The 15,725-nt window shown below is 69.3% G+C and carries 11 protein-coding genes and 1 pseudogene; 3 read left to right on the top strand and 9 right to left on the bottom strand.

Translation table 11 applies throughout. From position 1 onward, the window contains the following. The first annotated feature begins 4 nt into the window (after nt 1-4). Nucleotides 5-343, top strand: coding sequence for an Lsr2 family protein (locus ABZ906_RS21660; protein WP_361191134.1), 339 nt, complete (start codon nt 5-7; stop codon nt 341-343). On the opposite strand, the gene ABZ906_RS21655 is transcribed toward ABZ906_RS21660, so the two are convergent. Beyond that, nucleotides 322-915: an SCO3374 family protein gene (locus ABZ906_RS21655; protein WP_361191137.1), complete on the bottom strand. Its 594-nt coding sequence runs from the start codon at nt 913-915 to the stop codon at nt 322-324. The genes ABZ906_RS21660 and ABZ906_RS21655 overlap by 22 nt on opposite strands. A gap of 441 nt (nt 916-1,356) precedes the next feature. Between ABZ906_RS21655 and ABZ906_RS21650 the strand changes: the two genes are divergently transcribed. Beyond that, a complete protein-coding gene (locus tag ABZ906_RS21650) occupies nt 1,357-3,882 on the top strand; it encodes an ATP-dependent Clp protease ATP-binding subunit (protein ID WP_361191139.1) in 2,526 nt (841 codons plus the stop codon). Nucleotides 3,883-4,017: 135 nt separating this feature from the next. On the opposite strand, the gene ABZ906_RS21645 is transcribed toward ABZ906_RS21650, so the two are convergent. The 7 genes and pseudogenes from ABZ906_RS21645 to ABZ906_RS21615 all read right to left on the bottom strand — a co-directional run bounded on the left by ABZ906_RS21645 (nt 4,018) and on the right by ABZ906_RS21615 (nt 11,842). Continuing rightward, nucleotides 4,018-6,582, bottom strand: coding sequence for an NACHT domain-containing protein (locus tag ABZ906_RS21645; RefSeq protein ID WP_361191140.1), 2,565 nt, complete (start codon nt 6,580-6,582; stop codon nt 4,018-4,020). Between the two features lie 57 nt (nt 6,583-6,639). Continuing rightward, nucleotides 6,640-9,195, bottom strand: a complete 2,556-nt coding sequence (locus tag ABZ906_RS21640; RefSeq protein ID WP_361384951.1) for an NACHT domain-containing protein — start codon at nt 9,193-9,195, stop codon at nt 6,640-6,642. 190 nt (nt 9,196-9,385) lie between these two features. Beyond that, a complete protein-coding gene (locus ABZ906_RS21635; RefSeq protein ID WP_361191144.1) occupies nt 9,386-9,826 on the bottom strand; it encodes a PPOX class F420-dependent oxidoreductase in 441 nt (146 codons plus the stop codon). Nucleotides 9,827-9,927: 101 nt separating this feature from the next. Continuing rightward, nucleotides 9,928-10,197 carry a PDDEXK nuclease domain-containing protein gene (locus ABZ906_RS21630; protein WP_361384948.1) on the bottom strand — a complete coding sequence of 90 codons (270 nt, stop codon included), beginning with the start codon at nt 10,195-10,197 and terminating at the stop codon, nt 9,928-9,930. A gap of 187 nt (nt 10,198-10,384) precedes the next feature. Continuing rightward, nucleotides 10,385-10,657, bottom strand: a pseudogene (locus ABZ906_RS21625) (DUF1016 N-terminal domain-containing protein); the annotation flags it as partial. Between the two features lie 109 nt (nt 10,658-10,766). Further along, the gene (locus tag ABZ906_RS21620; RefSeq protein WP_361384945.1) at nt 10,767-10,943 is read right to left on the bottom strand and encodes a DUF397 domain-containing protein; all 177 of its coding nucleotides are present in this window, start codon (nt 10,941-10,943) and stop codon (nt 10,767-10,769) included. Then, nucleotides 10,940-11,842, bottom strand: coding sequence for a helix-turn-helix transcriptional regulator (locus tag ABZ906_RS21615; protein WP_361384942.1), 903 nt, complete (start codon nt 11,840-11,842; stop codon nt 10,940-10,942). The genes ABZ906_RS21620 and ABZ906_RS21615 overlap by 4 nt, the downstream gene beginning before the upstream one ends. Nucleotides 11,843-12,194: 352 nt before the next feature. On the opposite strand from ABZ906_RS21615, the gene ABZ906_RS21610 reads away from it, so the two are divergent. Next, nucleotides 12,195-12,587 carry an ATP-binding protein gene (locus ABZ906_RS21610; protein WP_361384939.1) on the top strand — a complete coding sequence of 131 codons (393 nt, stop codon included), beginning with the start codon at nt 12,195-12,197 and terminating at the stop codon, nt 12,585-12,587. Here ABZ906_RS21610 and ABZ906_RS21605 read toward each other — a convergent pair. Continuing rightward, nucleotides 12,577-15,696 (bottom strand): NACHT domain-containing protein, encoded by a 3,120-nt coding sequence (locus tag ABZ906_RS21605; protein ID WP_361384936.1) that lies wholly within the window; start codon nt 15,694-15,696, stop codon nt 12,577-12,579. The two genes, ABZ906_RS21610 and ABZ906_RS21605, sit on opposite strands and share 11 nt — an antisense overlap. Nucleotides 15,697-15,725 lie beyond the last annotated feature (29 nt).

Raw genomic sequence — 15,725 nt, 5'->3', positions numbered from 1 at the left:
TCCGGTGGCACAGAAGGTTCAGGTCCTTCTTGTCGATGACCTCGACGGTGGCGAGGCAGACGAGACCGTGACGTTTGCGCTGGACGGCAAGTCCTACGAGATCGACCTCACCACGTCGAACGCGGACAAGCTCCGTGGTCTTCTTGAGCCGTACCTCAAGGGTGGTCGTCGCACCGGTGGCCGTGGTTCGGCCGGGCGCGCCAAAGCTCGTGCATCTGCTGCCGGTGGCGGTCAGGACACCGCGGCGATCCGTGCCTGGGCCAAGGAGAACGGTTTCGAGGTCAATGACCGCGGCCGCGTCCCGGCGTCCATTCGTGAGGCTTACGAGAAGGCCAACGGCTGACGACGGGTTCGTCCCAGCCGGACCCGGTGGCATTGCGTCGCCGCCGTGTCCACGAGTCGTACGAGACCGGAGCCCACGGCGGGATCGCCGTGCGGCGCGGTGCCACCCCCCACGCACGACAGGGACGGCAGTGCCGGCAGCGTCGGCTCCACCTCGCACCCGGGCTCCGGGGGTCGCAGCCATACGGCGGCCCCCTGCGAGCCGGACCACCCCGGAGGCGTGGGCGCGTCGATCCGTCCGCCCGCCCCTACGGCCGTGAGGTCGAGCGGAATGCCGCCCCACTCCAGCCAGTCCAGGAGCCCCGGCAGCTCGTCGGCGCTCCCCGCGGACACGAAGAGCCGCATCGAATCGCCCCGCAGAGCCACCGGAGCCTTCGGCCCGACGTGCCGCAGGGCGGCGAAACCGGCTTCGGCGGGCAGCTGCAGTACATCGAAGCGGAGCCCCGTCAGGAGCTGCACCGGCAGCCCCGGACGGCGTTCGGCGGTCGCCCAGCCGAGTTCGTTCGCGTACCACTGCCGCACCGGATCGCTCTGCTCGACCGGTACACGGGGCGGGGGAACGGTGATGGCCATGCCAGGAGCAACCGGCCGGACGGCTCAAGGGTTACGCAGCGTGTTACCGGGAATGCGCACAGTGGCCGGAAATGGGGCGTGGTGGCGTGTTCGGCGGCGCAAGGCTGTTCGCCCGTAGCGGAGGGAACCGGCGCGCGCCGCATGGAGTGTCAGTCCTTACGGGTAAGACATCCCTAGTGGGGAGGGGCGACACACGCGCGAGGCCGTCTCACGTTCGCCATCGGCGTAGCTGTGGTGAGGGTAAGTGCTTGGCCTGCGGGAACATCGTCTCGCACCATCGGGTTGGAGCAGTTGTCGGCGTTCGGGGTCAGGAGGCACCTCTTGTTCTCGGCCGGGTGTCGGCAGTTGGAATGAGCGGTCCCCGCTTGCGGGACTAAGCTGCGGAAGGACAGGGAGGGGACAGCCCCCTTACTGCCTGACCGCTCTGAGGAGCGATTAACGATGTTCGAGAGGTTCACCGACCGCGCGCGGCGGGTTGTCGTCCTGGCTCAGGAAGAAGCCCGGATGCTCAACCACAACTACATCGGCACCGAGCACATCCTCCTGGGCTTGATCCACGAGGGCGAGGGTGTCGCCGCTAAGGCCCTGGAGAGCCTCGGGATTTCGCTCGAGGCGGTCCGCCAGCAGGTGGAGGAGATCATCGGTCAGGGCCAGCAGGCCCCGTCCGGGCACATCCCCTTCACCCCCCGTGCCAAGAAGGTCCTGGAGCTTTCGCTCCGCGAGGCCCTTCAGCTGGGCCACAACTACATCGGCACGGAGCACATCCTGCTCGGCCTGATCCGCGAGGGCGAGGGCGTCGCCGCCCAGGTCCTCGTGAAGCTGGGCGCCGATCTCAACCGGGTGCGGCAGCAGGTCATCCAGCTGCTCTCCGGATACCAGGGCAAGGAGACCGCCACCGCCGGCGGTCCTGCGGAGGGCACGCCTTCCACGTCCCTGGTGCTCGACCAGTTCGGCCGGAACCTCACCCAGGCCGCTCGTGAGTCCAAGCTCGACCCGGTCATCGGGCGCGAGAAGGAGATCGAGCGGGTCATGCAGGTGCTGTCCCGCCGTACGAAGAACAACCCCGTGCTCATCGGCGAGCCCGGCGTCGGCAAGACCGCCGTCGTCGAGGGCCTGGCGCAGGCCATCGTCAAGGGCGAGGTGCCCGAGACGCTGAAGGACAAGCACCTCTACACGCTTGACCTCGGCGCGCTGGTCGCCGGCTCCCGCTACCGCGGTGACTTCGAGGAGCGCCTGAAGAAGGTCCTCAAGGAGATCCGCACCCGCGGCGACATCATCCTGTTCATCGACGAGCTCCACACCCTGGTGGGTGCCGGCGCCGCCGAGGGCGCGATCGACGCCGCGAGCATCCTCAAGCCGATGCTGGCGCGAGGCGAGCTGCAGACCATCGGTGCCACGACGCTGGACGAGTACCGCAAGCACCTGGAGAAGGACGCGGCCCTCGAGCGCCGCTTCCAGCCCATCCAGGTCGCGGAGCCGTCCCTGCCGCACACCATCGAGATCCTCAAGGGTCTGCGCGACCGTTACGAGGCCCACCACCGGGTCTCCATCACGGACGAGGCGCTGGTGCAGGCCGCCACCCTGGCCGACCGGTACATCTCGGACCGCTTCCTGCCGGACAAGGCGATCGACCTGATCGACGAGGCCGGTTCCCGGATGCGCATCCGCCGGATGACCGCGCCGCCGGACCTCCGCGAGTTCGACGAGAAGATCGCGGGCGTGCGTCGCGACAAGGAGTCGGCCATCGACTCCCAGGACTTCGAGAAGGCGGCTTCTCTCCGCGACAAGGAGAAGCAGCTGCTCGCGGCGAAGGCCAAGCGCGAGAAGGAATGGAAGGCCGGCGACATGGACGTCGTCGCCGAGGTCGACGGCGAGCTCATCGCCGAGGTCCTCGCCACGGCGACGGGCATTCCGGTCTTCAAGCTGACCGAGGAGGAGTCCTCGCGTCTGCTGCGCATGGAGGACGAGCTCCACAAGCGGGTCATCGGCCAGAAGGACGCCATCAAGGCGCTTTCGCAGGCGATTCGTCGTACGCGTGCGGGTCTGAAGGACCCGAAGCGTCCCGGTGGTTCGTTCATCTTCGCCGGCCCGTCCGGTGTCGGTAAGACGGAGCTTTCCAAGACGCTCGCCGAATTCCTCTTCGGTGACGAGGACGCCCTGATCTCTCTCGACATGTCGGAGTTCAGCGAGAAGCACACGGTCTCGCGTCTCTTCGGTTCGCCGCCCGGATATGTCGGTTACGAAGAGGGCGGTCAGCTGACGGAGAAGGTCCGCCGCAAGCCGTTCTCGGTCGTCCTCTTCGACGAGGTCGAGAAGGCCCACCCGGATATCTTCAACTCGCTGTTGCAGATCCTTGAAGACGGTCGTCTGACCGACTCCCAGGGCCGGGTCGTGGACTTCAAGAACACGGTCATCATCATGACGACCAACCTCGGCACGCGTGACATCTCCAAGGGCTTCAACCTCGGATTTGCCGCGTCGGGTGACGTCAAGACGAACTACGAGCGCATGAAGACCAAGGTCAACGACGAGCTGAAGCAGCACTTCCGCCCGGAGTTCCTGAACCGTGTCGACGACACGGTGGTCTTCCACCAGCTCACCGAGGAAGACATCATCGAGATCGTCGATCTCATGATCGCCAAGGTGGACGAGCGTCTGAAGGACCGCGACATGGGCATCGAGCTCAGCGGTGACGCGAAGAAGCTGCTCGCCAAGAAGGGCTACGACCCCGTCATGGGCGCCCGGCCGCTGCGCCGGACGATCCAGCGCGAGGTCGAGGACGTCCTGTCGGAGAAGATCCTCTTCGGCGAGCTCCGCCCCGGCCACATCGTGGTCGTCGGCACGGAGGGTGAGGGCGACGAAGCCAAGTTCACCTTCCGCGGCGAGGAGAAGGCGGCGCTTCCGGATGTTCCGCCGATCGAGCAGGCGGCCGGCGGCGCCGGGCCCAACCTGAGCAAGGAGGCGTAGCCTCCGGCTCGCCTGACAGGCTCACAGGGGCTGCCCCGGATCGTTTACTACGGTCCGGGGCAGTCCCTTTTGCTTTGACCTTGGCCGCGGGTGGTTTGTGGCTGGGCGCGCAGTTCCCCGCGCCCCTGAAGGGCGCTACGACGTGATCGTGACGCCCTCCGGGACATTCCTCATGCGCGGGAGCCGGGGGTTTACCCGGAGCACGCTCAGGTTCGGGAAGCGGGAGAGCCAGGAGACGTCCGTGTCGGCCAGCTCGGCGGTGACCCAGAGGTGGGTCAGCTGTTCGTGCTCCAGGCCGTCCAGGAGCTCCTCGGTGGGCATGACGCCGACCAGCTGGATCCACGGCCGCCCGCCGAGCTGCCGCAGCGCCGCGAGCTCGGCGGTGTCGGCCACGGGGTAGTACAGGCCGACCGGGTCGAGATGGGCGATGATCTCGCGCGCGTACCGCTCCGTGTCGAAGTGCCGCCACGGGCGGACCAGTTCCATCCGGATCGACAGCGCCGAGCGGTGGCGCAGGCGGGCGAGGTAGTCGATGGCGGCGTCGTCCTGGACGCGGGTCGCCGTGATCGCGAGGAGCAGCGCCTCCTGGTCGTTCGCCACCAGCTCGGGGTCCGGCAGCTGCTCCAGGACGATGGGGCCGACCCAGCCGAGGCTGCGGGCGGCCAGCTCCGTCGTGGGGCGCACGAGGTTCTTCGTACGGTCGTGGACGAGCTGCTGCACCGCGGGGTCCAGCTCGGTGACGTGCTCCAGGCAGGCCGCGGCCATCAGGCGCCGGTGGTTCACGTGCGGGCGGCGCAGGTTCGGGGCGGCGGCAAGGAGCCGCTCCAGGAAGTCGGCGCACTCCTCGGGCCGGGCGTGGGCGGCGGCCATGCGGATGACCTCCTCCCACTCGGCGCGGTGCGCGTGCTCCACGAGAGTGCGGAACTGGCCGCGCGCCACAATCTCCTTGGCGGCCAGATAGTCCTGGAAGGTGCGGTGGATGAAGTCCACCGAGAGCCCCGACTGTTCGCGCAGCAGGCCCGTGCGGTGCAGCAGATGGCGGAAGATCTTCTCGCCGTCGCCCTCGGCCCGCGCGGAGGGGATGGCGGGCAGCGCGCCGTCCAGGATGGCGACCACACGCTCGCGCGGCAGCTCCGACACGCCCTCCTCGACCATCGCGTGGGCCAGTTTGCGCAGGAGCAGCTCCCGGGGGCCCTGCTGGAGGCGCACGTCGTCGGCGTACAGGACGTCGCGCTCGGGGTCGCGGCGCTGGAGGAGCATCTCCAGGGCGGCGTCGTACAGCTCCTTGCGGCCTTTGGGCAGCGAGCCGGAGCGGTCGCGGTTGAGGGCGCAGATCAGGCCGCACATCAGGGGGTTGGTGGCGAGCTGGCGCAGCTCGCGGTAGATCCGTACGGAGTGCAGGAGGCGCTGTTCGTACTCCTTCAGCTTGTCGCGGTCCGCCTGCTCCTTGCACTGCTCGTCGCTCATCGCCGCCGCGTGCCAGTCGTGTATGAAGTGCGTGACCTGGTCGCGGGTCATCGGCGCGAGGGAGAGCTCCTTGAAGCCCTCCTCGGCGAGGCGCTCCTGGGCGAGCCAGCCGTCCTCGACGGCGGAGGGCCGGGAGGTGACCAGACAGCCGTTGCCGGAGAAGATGCGCAGGAGGCGGCGGAGCTGGTTGCGCAGTTCGTCGCGGGTCTCCTCCGGGGCCTCGTCGATCCCGTCGACCAGGAGCACGGCGCGGCCCGCGAGGAGCGTACGGACGACCCAGCCCTCCGGGGCCTGGTCGGCGAGGGGGTGGCGGATGGCGTGCAGGAAGTCGTCCGGCGCCGGGAAGCCCTCGCGGGCGAAGCGGCGTACGGGCAGGACGAAGGGCACGCGGACGCCCTCGCGCGCCGCGGCCACAGCGAGCCACTGGATGAGGGTCGTCTTGCCCGAGCCCGCGACACCGCGCAGCAGCACCCGCTCGTGGCCCTCCAGGGCCCGGTCGGCGAGCAGCACGGTCCGCGGCTCGCCCGGTACGCCGCTGCCGCTGCTCTCCTCGGCCTCCAGGCTGAGGTAGGTGTCCTCCAGGGGCCAGCGGTCCGGCGCGTTGGCGAGGTCCACGCCGACGATGGTGAGCCAGCCGTGCTGGCGTACGACCTCTTCGGCGTACGCCGACTCGAAGTCGCGGTCTTCTTGCGATCGTTCGGGCTGACGGGCCGCGGCTTCGGCGTCGTTCAGGTCGATCAGCTGACGGATACGGCTTGCCCTCTCGGCCATGTGCCGCTGGATGTGCGGCGAGCGGCGGACGAAGTGGTACAGGACGTGCAGGCACACGGCCACGAGTAACTCGTCGTGGAACCACGCCGCGTTGGGGGAGAGGGCCCGGTCCGCGCCCTGCACGGCTCCCCGCAGGCGCCGTGCGTAGTCCTGCGGCCCCAGGCGCACGGCGTCCACGTCCGTCAGGTCCAGCTCCCCGATGGCGAGCAGCGTGCGCGTCAGTACGTCGACGACGGCGGCCAGCTCGGTCGTCGGGGCGGTGTGCGCCTCGGCGGCCATGTGCACGAAGTCCGCCGCCGTGCGGTGTACGTCGTCGGGCGTCGCCGGGGCGTCGGCGCCGCGCCAGGTGGTGAGGGCGGCGATCAGCTCGGGTGTGGCGGGCGGCAGCGGGGGAGGCAGGCGGATGAGCCGTTGTACCAGGGGTGCGGCGAGGGTCGAGGGGATGCGGACAACGGGCTCCATGGACATAGGGGGTCCCTGCGGGTGGGATTTCGTGTGTCGTGGAAAGTCAAGGGTAGGTCAACTCCGCCACGGTGGAGGGGTGATGAGTTCGATGCGGCTCGGCGCCTGCTGGGCCACCGCCTCACCGACCTCGGAGGCCACATGGACCCTTTTGAGGTTCGGGAAGACCGAGAGCCAGGCGAGGCCCTCGACGGGGTGGGACGCCTCCAGGCCGAGCCGGATGAGCTGGTCGCGCACGATGAGCTCGGTCAGGTCCTCGACGCGGTAGGCGCCGACGACCTGGATGTCCGCCCAGCCGCCGATGGAGCGCAGGGCGCGCAGATCGTCGGTGTCGCGGACGGTGACCCTGGCCTGGCGCGGCAGGTGCGCCAGTATCTCGCGGGCGTAGAGCTCCCGCTCGAAGCGCGGCCAGGCCGCGGCGAGGGTCCGCTGGACGTCCATGCTGGGGTGCTCGCGGAACTGGGTGAGGAAGTGCAGCGCGGTCTCGCTGCCCAACTCGGCCGCCGTGCGCACCACATGGCGTGCCGCGAAGTCGTCGAGGTCAGCGGCGGGCGGCAGCAGCGAGAGCACGAGCTCGCCCCCGGCCCGCGCCAGTTCCTCTGCCTCGGCGCCGGACCCGGGCGGCACGAGCAGCCGCACCCCGACCTCCACGAACGAACGGATCGCGGGCGCGACCTCCGCGGCGTACGGCATCCCGGCGGCGGCGAGCAGCTTGCCGCGCGGGGTGCCCTGCTCCACGAGCCGCCGCAGCATCCGCTCGGCCTCCTTGGGCCGGGCGTGGGCGATGGCGAGGAGGACGACGTCCTCCCACTGGTCCTTGTCGGCGTTGTTCAGGAGCAGGTCGAAGTCCAGTTCCTGTACGGCGAGCCGGGAGCCGAGATAGTCCTGGAACGTGCGGTGCAGAAAGTCCACGTGGCCGTCCGCGGGTTCGCGCAGCAGCCCGGACCGCAGCAGGAGCGAGGTGTAGACCTCCTCGGCGCCGCTGTTCAGGTTCATCGAGGGGAGCGCCTGCGTGATGATGTGCAGCGCGTCCGAACGGTCCATCTCCGAGCGGCCGTTGCGGATGAGCCACCACGCGAGCCGTTGCAGCAGCTGGATCTGGGTGGCGTACGGGATACGGATCCCGCCGGGGTCATCAAGGCCCCGCTCCCGGTCGCGCCGTTCGAGGAGCATCGAGAGGGCGGCCTCGTACAGGGACTTGCGGTCCTGGGGCAGGAAGCCGTTGCGGTCCCGGTGCAGGGCGCAGAGCATGCCGCACATCAGGGGGTTGGTGGCGAGGCGGTTCAGCTCGGGCGTGGTCCGTACGGCCTGGAGCAGGGAGATGCCGGTGGACGTGTCGGCCCCGGCGGCGCGGTGCCAGCGGCGTACGAACGTGGCGACGTCGTGCCGGGACATCGGCGAGAGCGTGAGTTCGTTGAAGCCGGCGGCGGTCAGCCACTGCTCGGGGACGGCCGAGGGGCGCGAGGTGACGAGCCACAGGTTGCCGGGGAACGTCCGGGCCAGCTCGCGCAGCCACCGGCGGGCGGAATCGCGCCGGTCGCCCGCGATCTCGTCTATGCCGTCGACGAGGAGCACACCGCGCCGCGCCCGCAGGACGCGTTCGACCCAGCCCGCGGGCTGCTCGCCCGCGACCGGGCAGGCGACGGCTTCGAGGAAGTTCCCCGGGATGGGCAGGTCCGCCCCCGGCCGCAGGATGCGCCGCATCGGCAGGACGAACGGCACGCGCCCGATGAGGTGCGAGAGCCCGTGCTCGTACGTACGGCTGGCCGCCGTCACGGCGAGCCACTGGACGAGCGTGGTCTTGCCGGACCCGGCGACGCCCCGCAGCAGGACCTGGTCGTGCTGGGCGAGGACCTGCTCGGCGGGTACGGGCAGCCCGCCGCCGCCGGGCCCCGCGCGCTCGCGGGTGGCTTCCAGGCTGAGGTAGGCGGTGTCGAGCGGCCACTCGCCCGTACCGGCGTCGAGTCCGTAGATCGTGAGGGTGCCGTGGCGCTCCGCGATGTGAGCGGCGTAGCGGGATTCGAAGGCGGCGTCCTCGGAGGACTGCGAGGGAAGACGTTCGAGCAGAATGTCGATGGTCCGCACGAGCCGGGCCAACTGCCGTGTATGCACGAGCTGTTGGCGGGCGATGAAGGTGGACCTCTGCGAGAAGAAGTTGAGGATGTGCAGGGAGGCGGTGTGCAGGAGCTGGTCGTAGAGGAGCTCGGCGTCGCCGGAGAGGCCGTACGTGCTGATCTCTGTGGCAGTCCGCAGCCGGGCGGCGAATTCCTCGGGGCCGAGGGCGACGGCCTCGTAGTCCTCGATGGTGAGGGCGCCGAGGAGGCCGAGCGTATGTGCGAGGGCGTTCCTGACGGCGAGGGCCTCGTCGGCGTCGATGGGCTGTTCGATCGGCCCCGCGGCCTTGAGCGCTCGCCGCACGAGCTCCGCGGCGACCTTCTCGACGTCCTTGGGCGTGACACCGCGCTTCTCGCCGCTGAACGAGACGAGCGAGGAGATCCGCACGGGCTTGTCCACCAGGGCCGCGCCGGGCTGATCCGCCACGAAGAGCTTCTTGATGAGCGGCACGACGACGCCGGACGCGATGCGGGCGCCTAGCGTGGTGGCTTCGACCATGGGTCGAGGGTAGGCGAAGGGGTATGCGGGCGGCTGTAGTTGGTACGTAACTGAACCGCTGCGGCGCTGATTGCAAGAAAATCCCGCTCGGGGGCGGTGCAGGGGCGTGCGGAGCGGGAATTTCTCGCGATACGTCGCTGCTGGGCCAGTCCGGGGTGAGGCGGGCCGGGGTGGGTCCGGTCGAGGGGCTTCAGTTGAGCCGGGTGCCGTACACCTTGTCGACCGTCAGCGTGATCAGCACCCTGCGGTCGGCCACCATGACCGCGCGGTACTCGTCCCAGTCCGGGTGCTCGCCGGCGGCGGCGCGGTAGTAGTCCACCAGAGCCTGGACCTCGGGCCCGTCCGGGTCAGTGCCGGGCCCGACAAGAGTGACGGCCCCCTCGGCGGTGGCCCAGGCCCGACCGTCGGCACTGGTCACCTCCAGCGCGGCCCGCGGATCGCGCCGCAGGTTCACGAACTTGGCGGTCTTGGCTGTCGTCGACACGCGGATGAGGCCTGCGGCGCGATCGTAGGAGGGCATCACGGGCGAGAGCTGCGGCAGCCCGTCGGCCTTGATCGTCGCGAGGACACCGAGGTTGCTCTGCGCGAGGAGGGTGTGAGGGTCGAAGGGCGCGGGGCCGTCTGTCGTCATGCTGGGGGCAACTCGGCTCTGGGGGCGGGGTATTCCGGCTCGGCCCGGCTTGTACGGGGCCGGACGGGTGATGGGCGCGGGCTGAGGAAGGCCTGAGCTCTTCAGCCCTCGATGCCGTCGATGGCCTCCTGGACCACGCGCGACAGATCCTCCTCGCTGGGTACGAGTTCACGGTCGGCCGGCTTGAGCGTCGAGTAGGACGTCACGGCCATCGGATTGTTGCTGGCGTCCAGGGCGAGCTGTACGGCTGACTTGTTGTGGTGGGCCCCGATGAGGAAGCCGATGGTCGCGTCGTCGCGCTGCGGATCGCGTACGAGCTGGTCGACCACGCTGACGTAGAAGTTGAGCTTGCCGATGTGCTTCGAGCTCACGCTCGGCGTGCTGCTTGTCGAGCCCGAGGAAGTCGAGACGGTACGGGTCTCGTGCCAGCTCCTTGAGGACGTCTGAGCCCTCGGGAACGGTCGCGGCGAAGTTGTTGGCGGCGGAGCCCTGGGTGAGGTGCAGCTCCTGCTGGATGAAGCGGTCCAGGATGGCGCGAGACCATCCGTTGCGGACGGCTTCGGTGATGTAGAAGTCCAGCTCGGGGCGGGTGTGGAGCTTGTCCATCATGGAGGTGACGTGGCCCCAGGGCAATTGTGCAACAGGCTGTTGCACAATTGGCTCCGGCCAGATACGGGCCATCTTGTGCATGTACATCAGGTTGCGGCGCGAGAAGCCGCGCTGGCTCGGAAAGGCCGTTTTCAGGTCTCCGGCCAGCCGGACCACGACCTTGGTACCCCAGCCCTCCCGCTCCTGGCGGGCGAGAATCAGCTTCCCGATCTGCCAGTACATCTGGACCAGTTCGGTGTTCACGGCCCGCTGGGCGCGGATGCGTCATCCGAATGGGTGTCTGGCAGCGCACCGAGACTGCCGCGGTGCAGCTCAGAGCGTCGGGGCCGGGCTATTTGAGGGTGCGTATCAGTGCGGCGAGGGCTGCGGGGGTTGTGGTGAGGGTGGTTTCCGGGGCGTCGCTCTCGCGGAGGTGGATGGTCTCGGTGTCGTGGCTTGCGGCGACGTTTACGCAGTTGGCGCCGGCGCCTTCACTGAACGTCGACTTCTGCCAGTTGAGTTCGTTCATCGGGGTCCTCCGCTGTGGGTGTACAGGATGTGCTGGACGAGGCCCCAGGAACCGGGTCCCTCACGGGCGTCCGGAGGATCCTCGCGGACAAGCGCAGGGAGTGCGCTGTGGGCCAGAGCGGCTACGGTCGCTTGATACTGCGATACGGCTGCGGCGTCGTGCAGGGTCATGCCTGCGGCAGGGTGCTCGACGAAGACGGTCTCCAGCCCGGTCACGCCCGGTGCGAGGAGCAGGAAGGGCGCGCTACGCCACGCCTGCGTCCCTTGGTCAAAAGGGAGCACTTGGATCGTCACCTGCGGATTTTCGGCAACGTCGATCAGGTGGGCCAGTTGCCTTCGCATGATGTGCGGGTCGCCCACGACCATGCGCAGGGCGGCTTCGTGGATGACGGCATGCAATCGGGGAGGGCGCTCCCCGCAGAGGACGCGCTGGCGCGCGAGGCGAAAGGCTACGAGGGTGTCGATCTCGGCAGTTGTGGCGTCGGGCCGGGCGCTACGGAACAGGGTGCGCATGTACGGCTCCGTCTGGAGCAATCCGGGGATCAACAACGTTTCGTAGCTGGCGATGTCAGCAGCGCGATCCTCCAGTTCGGCCAGGTCGAGCACCTGTTGGGGCAGCGCCTTGCGGTACTCGGACCACCACCCCTTGCCATTGCTCTCCGACATCCGGATCAGCTCGGCGATGTACGGACCACTAGTGCACCCGAACTCGTGGAGCAACGTGCGGAGCCGTTCCGTGGAGATGCCGGTCCTGGCTGCCTCGATGTGGGTCAGGTGCGGGCGTCCCATGTCGATCAGCGCAGCCGCCTCTATGAGGTTGAGACCCGCCTTCTCGCGCAGCTTCCGTAGCTCGACGCCGAGCCTTCGCTGGCGCTCGGTGATGCGCAGCCGCAGTGCCAAGGTGAGACCTCCAGGGAGTTCGGGCCCAGTTTGCCGCGTTAGTCGCGAAGGATCCACTGATCGAGGCAACTAGGTTGCACTAGTGGGACTTCGTTGCTTACGGTGAGTGCAGCGACGCTCACACGCTGATGGTGGAAGCCTCGCTGTCGACGCATACCCCTGCCTGACCGCAGAAGCGCACTGCTCGGTCCAACTCGCCGTTCCGGACGGCGACTTGTTCGCGAAGGGCAGTAGGCCACTGCGGCCGGGCTGTCAGCAGGGCAGCAGGCGAATCACCGTCACAGCGAACGAACCCCGACGCGCGCCTTGGAGGCGTCTCATGGGCGTTACCGTGCATGACTCCGGAGACCCCGTGTGTGGGTCCGGACCCGAACTCCCGCAGACCTACACCCTGTTCTCCCCGGCCAACGCCATCTCCCCGAAGATCTGCCGTGACTTCGTGCGCGGCGCGCTACTCACCCTGGGCCTCGGTCACCTCGCCGAGACCGCCGCGCTCTGTACGTCGGAGCTGGTGACCAACGTCCACCGGCACACGAAGGGTGACGTGCACCTGAGAGCCGCAGTGTCCGCGACCCACGTACGCGTCGCCGTGTACGACGGGAGCCCTCAGCTGCCCTCGCCCCGGCGGGCCCCCGTCGAGGACGAAGGCGGGCGGGGGCTCTTTCTCGTGACCGCGCTGTCGGACGTCTGCGGGATGACGCCGACCGGGGGTGGAAAAGGGGTGTGGTTTCAGCTCAATCGGTGATCACGGGGTGGGGAGCGCGTACCTCGATGCGGGAGGGGAGGGCATCCAAGTCCGACACCTGTCGGGCGTTGATCGTGAGGCGCCTCAGGGCGGAGAGGCGGGAAAAGGGGGCGACGCTGAGCCGTTCCCGGGCGGAGAGTCCGTAGAAGGAGAGGTGCGTGAGGTCGGGGAAGAGCCTCGTGACGTGAGATACCGCCGGTATCCAGTCGATGTCCGTGTGCATCAGGGACAGCTCCGTCACGCCGGTCAAGGTCATTCCGGCCGGTGCGTGGGCGAGGGCGCCGGAGGTCAGGTCGAGGCGGATGAGGTGCGGGAGGCGCGTGAGGGCCTCCCAGGTCGCCGCTGAGTCGAGATGGGCGGTCTCGCCGAAGATGACCCATTCCAACTTCTGCCACTTGTCCAAGGCGTGCAGGCCGTTCACAGCGCGTGCGGTGTCCCATATTCCGAGCGTGCGCAGCGGAGCTTCGGCGGGGATCATGTCGAGACTCCAGGGCTCGCTGATGTCCGTGAGGCGAAGCTGGTCCAGGCCGCGCAGCCCGTGGCGCGCCTCGGCGGAGAGACGGCCGGGCGGCACCTTCAGGTTCAGGAACGTGGGGGCGCAGGCCGCGATCAGGCGGGAGGCGGCGGTGGGGGAGACGGTCTCGCGGATGTCCAGGAGCTTCGGACGGATTCCCAGCCGCTCCAACTCCATGACCTGGTCGGCGCTTCGGAGAGTGAAGTACGTTTCCCCGTCGTCCAGTTGAGTGATGACCGCTTCCGCGTATCTGCGGCAGTCGTAGCGACTCCACCCCCACATGAGCTGGCTGTGCACGGCGAGCGCGGGGTGGCGCGCGAAGCGTGCGAGGAAGGGGATCGCGGCGTCCGACGGGATGCTCGTCGCGGTGATCGCGACGTTGCCGGCCTCCTGCTCGTCCAGCTCGTCCGGACCCGGCAGCAGGTCGAGGACCATGGGGCCGACCGCCGCCAGCTCGCGGGCGGCCTCCGGGCTGCGCGGCGGAATCACCTCGGCCACCCGCAGCTCCACCTGCTCCCGTACCCCGGGCGCCAGCTCGGCCGCGTGCTCCAGGCAGGTCGCGGCCAGCAGATGTACTCGTACCCGCGCCCGTTCTTCGGTGTGAGCGTCCCCGAAGGACAGCAGGTCGGCGAGGATTTCCGCTCTCTCGCGGGGCCGCGCGTGCGCCACCGCCATGCGGATGACGTCCTCCCACTGATCGTCCGCCCCATGGCGTGCGAGGACGCCGAAGTCGCCCTCGTCGACCGCTGCCCGCGCGCCCATGAAGTCCTGGAACGTGCGGTGGATGAAGTCGACCGTCCCCGGAGCGGGCTCGCGGAGGAGACCGCTGCGGTGGAGGAAGTGCTCGAAGACCGCCTTGGCGTCGCCGAGCGCCGCTACCTCCGGAACCGAGGGAAGCGCGTCCGCGATGATCGCTTCCGCACGCGAAACGTCCATGGACGTACGGCCGTTGCGGATCAGCCAGTAGGCGAGACGCTGGAGGAGTTGTAGCTGCGGCTCCTCACGGAGCTCGGGTACGTCCATGTGCCGTTCGCGGTCGCGGCGGATCAGGAGCATGGACAGGGCCGCCGTATAGAGATCTTTGCGGCCGAGGGGGAGAAAACCCCTGCGGTCGCGGTGCAGCGCGCAGATCAGCCCGCACATCAGGGGATTGGTGGCCAGCAGGCCGAGGTCGGGCTTCGTACGCACCGCATCGAGGAGCTGGCTCTCGTACGCGACGAGCGCGGCATCCTCGTCGGCCGTACCCGTACGTGCGGCCACGTGCCAACGGCTGATGAACGCCCCCGCGTCCTCCTGGCTCATCGGCGAGAGCGTGAGCTCGGTGAAGTCCTCATCGGCGAGCCAGTCCTCGCGTACGGCCGAGGGGCGGGACGTGACCAGCCAGCGGTTGCCGGGATAGGCGTCGATCAGGTCACGCAGCCACACGCGGGTGCGGGAGCGCTCGGCGTCGGGGATCTCGTCGATGCCGTCGACCAGTACCAGGGCGCGCCCCGCCGTCAGGACACGTGACTCCCAGCCGCCGGGCTGCGTACCGGCCAGCGGGGAGTCGACCGCGGAGAGGAAGTCCTTGGGGGCGGGCAGGCGCTCGCCGTGGCGGGTGAGGGTGCGCAGGGGGAGGACATAGGGGATGCGGTCGTAGAGGTACGTCATGCGGTCGCCGTCCGGGGCCGAGCGCGCGGCACTCACCGCCAGCCACTGCACCAGCGTCGTCTTGCCGGAGCCCGCCTCACCGCGCAGGAGCACGCGGTCGTGGTCCGCCAGTGCCCGGTCGGCGGGGCGGGACGTCGGGGCCGACTCGGTGCCCTGGTCCGCCCACTGCGCGATCCGGGGGCTCGTCCTGGCCAGGGCGTCGGCGATCGCCCGGTCGGCCAACTGGTACCGGTCCGGCCGCTCCGTCGCCTCCAACGACATGTACGCCGCATCCAACGGCCACCGCCCCGGCGAATTCGCCAGATCGATCCCGAAGATCGTCAGCTTCCCGTGCTTCTTCGCGACATACGCGAGATACCGCTGCTCGAACGCCACGTCCTCCGCCCCCGGCAGCGGATGCCGGCCGATCAGTTCGTCGACCTTCGCGATCAGCTCGCCCTGTCTGCGGCTCTGTTCGACCAGCGTCGCGGCCACGAACGTCGACCGCTGGGTGAAGAACTGCAGGACGTGCAGGCACGTCGTGTCGAGGAGGCGGGCGTAGAAGTACGTCGCGTCCGCCGAGAGGTCGCGGGTCGGGGTGTCGGCCGCGTCCCGCAAGCGGGAGGCCAGAGCGGTGTGGCCCAGTCCGACCGCCTCCGCGTCGCTCAGGGTGAGGTCCCCCAGCGCGTGCAGCGTGCGCGCCAGCGCGTCCGTGACCGCCCCGCGCTCCTCGTCGGCGATCGGCCGCTCGCCCGTACGTAGCGCCTGGTGGACCAGGTCCCCGGCCAGCTTGGTGAGGTCCTTCTCCGTCAGGGTGCGCTTCTCGCCCCGGAAGGAGACGAGGCCCGACAGGCGTACCGGCCTGTCCACGAGGCCCGCCCCCGGCCCCTCCCGTACGAACAACTTCTTGATCAGAGGGGCTACGGCGGCGGAGGCGAGCCGGGTGCCGATGACCGCGGGATCCATGCGCCGCAGCGTAGCGCCGGTCACATTCC

Source organism: Streptomyces sp. NPDC046925 (assembly GCF_040644915.1).
GTDB lineage: Bacteria > Actinomycetota > Actinomycetes > Streptomycetales > Streptomycetaceae > Streptomyces.
The sequence above is the reverse complement of the archived record's forward strand: the minus strand, read 5'-3'. Positions and strand labels throughout refer to the sequence as shown.

Coding starts and splice junctions, on each gene's coding strand:
- ABZ906_RS21635 (WP_361191144.1), bottom strand. CDS start 9,826: ATGACGACAGACGGCCCCGCGCCCTTCGACCCTCACACCCTCCTCGCG.
- ABZ906_RS21645 (WP_361191140.1), bottom strand. CDS start 6,582: ATGGAGCCCGTTGTCCGCATCCCCTCGACCCTCGCCGCACCCCTGGTA.
- ABZ906_RS21620 (WP_361384945.1), bottom strand. CDS start 10,943: ATGAACGAACTCAACTGGCAGAAGTCGACGTTCAGTGAAGGCGCCGGC.
- ABZ906_RS21605 (WP_361384936.1), bottom strand. CDS start 15,696: ATGGATCCCGCGGTCATCGGCACCCGGCTCGCCTCCGCCGCCGTAGCC.
- ABZ906_RS21650 (WP_361191139.1), top strand. CDS start 1,357: ATGTTCGAGAGGTTCACCGACCGCGCGCGGCGGGTTGTCGTCCTGGCT.
- ABZ906_RS21655 (WP_361191137.1), bottom strand. CDS start 915: ATGGCCATCACCGTTCCCCCGCCCCGTGTACCGGTCGAGCAGAGCGAT.
- ABZ906_RS21640 (WP_361384951.1), bottom strand. CDS start 9,195: ATGGTCGAAGCCACCACGCTAGGCGCCCGCATCGCGTCCGGCGTCGTC.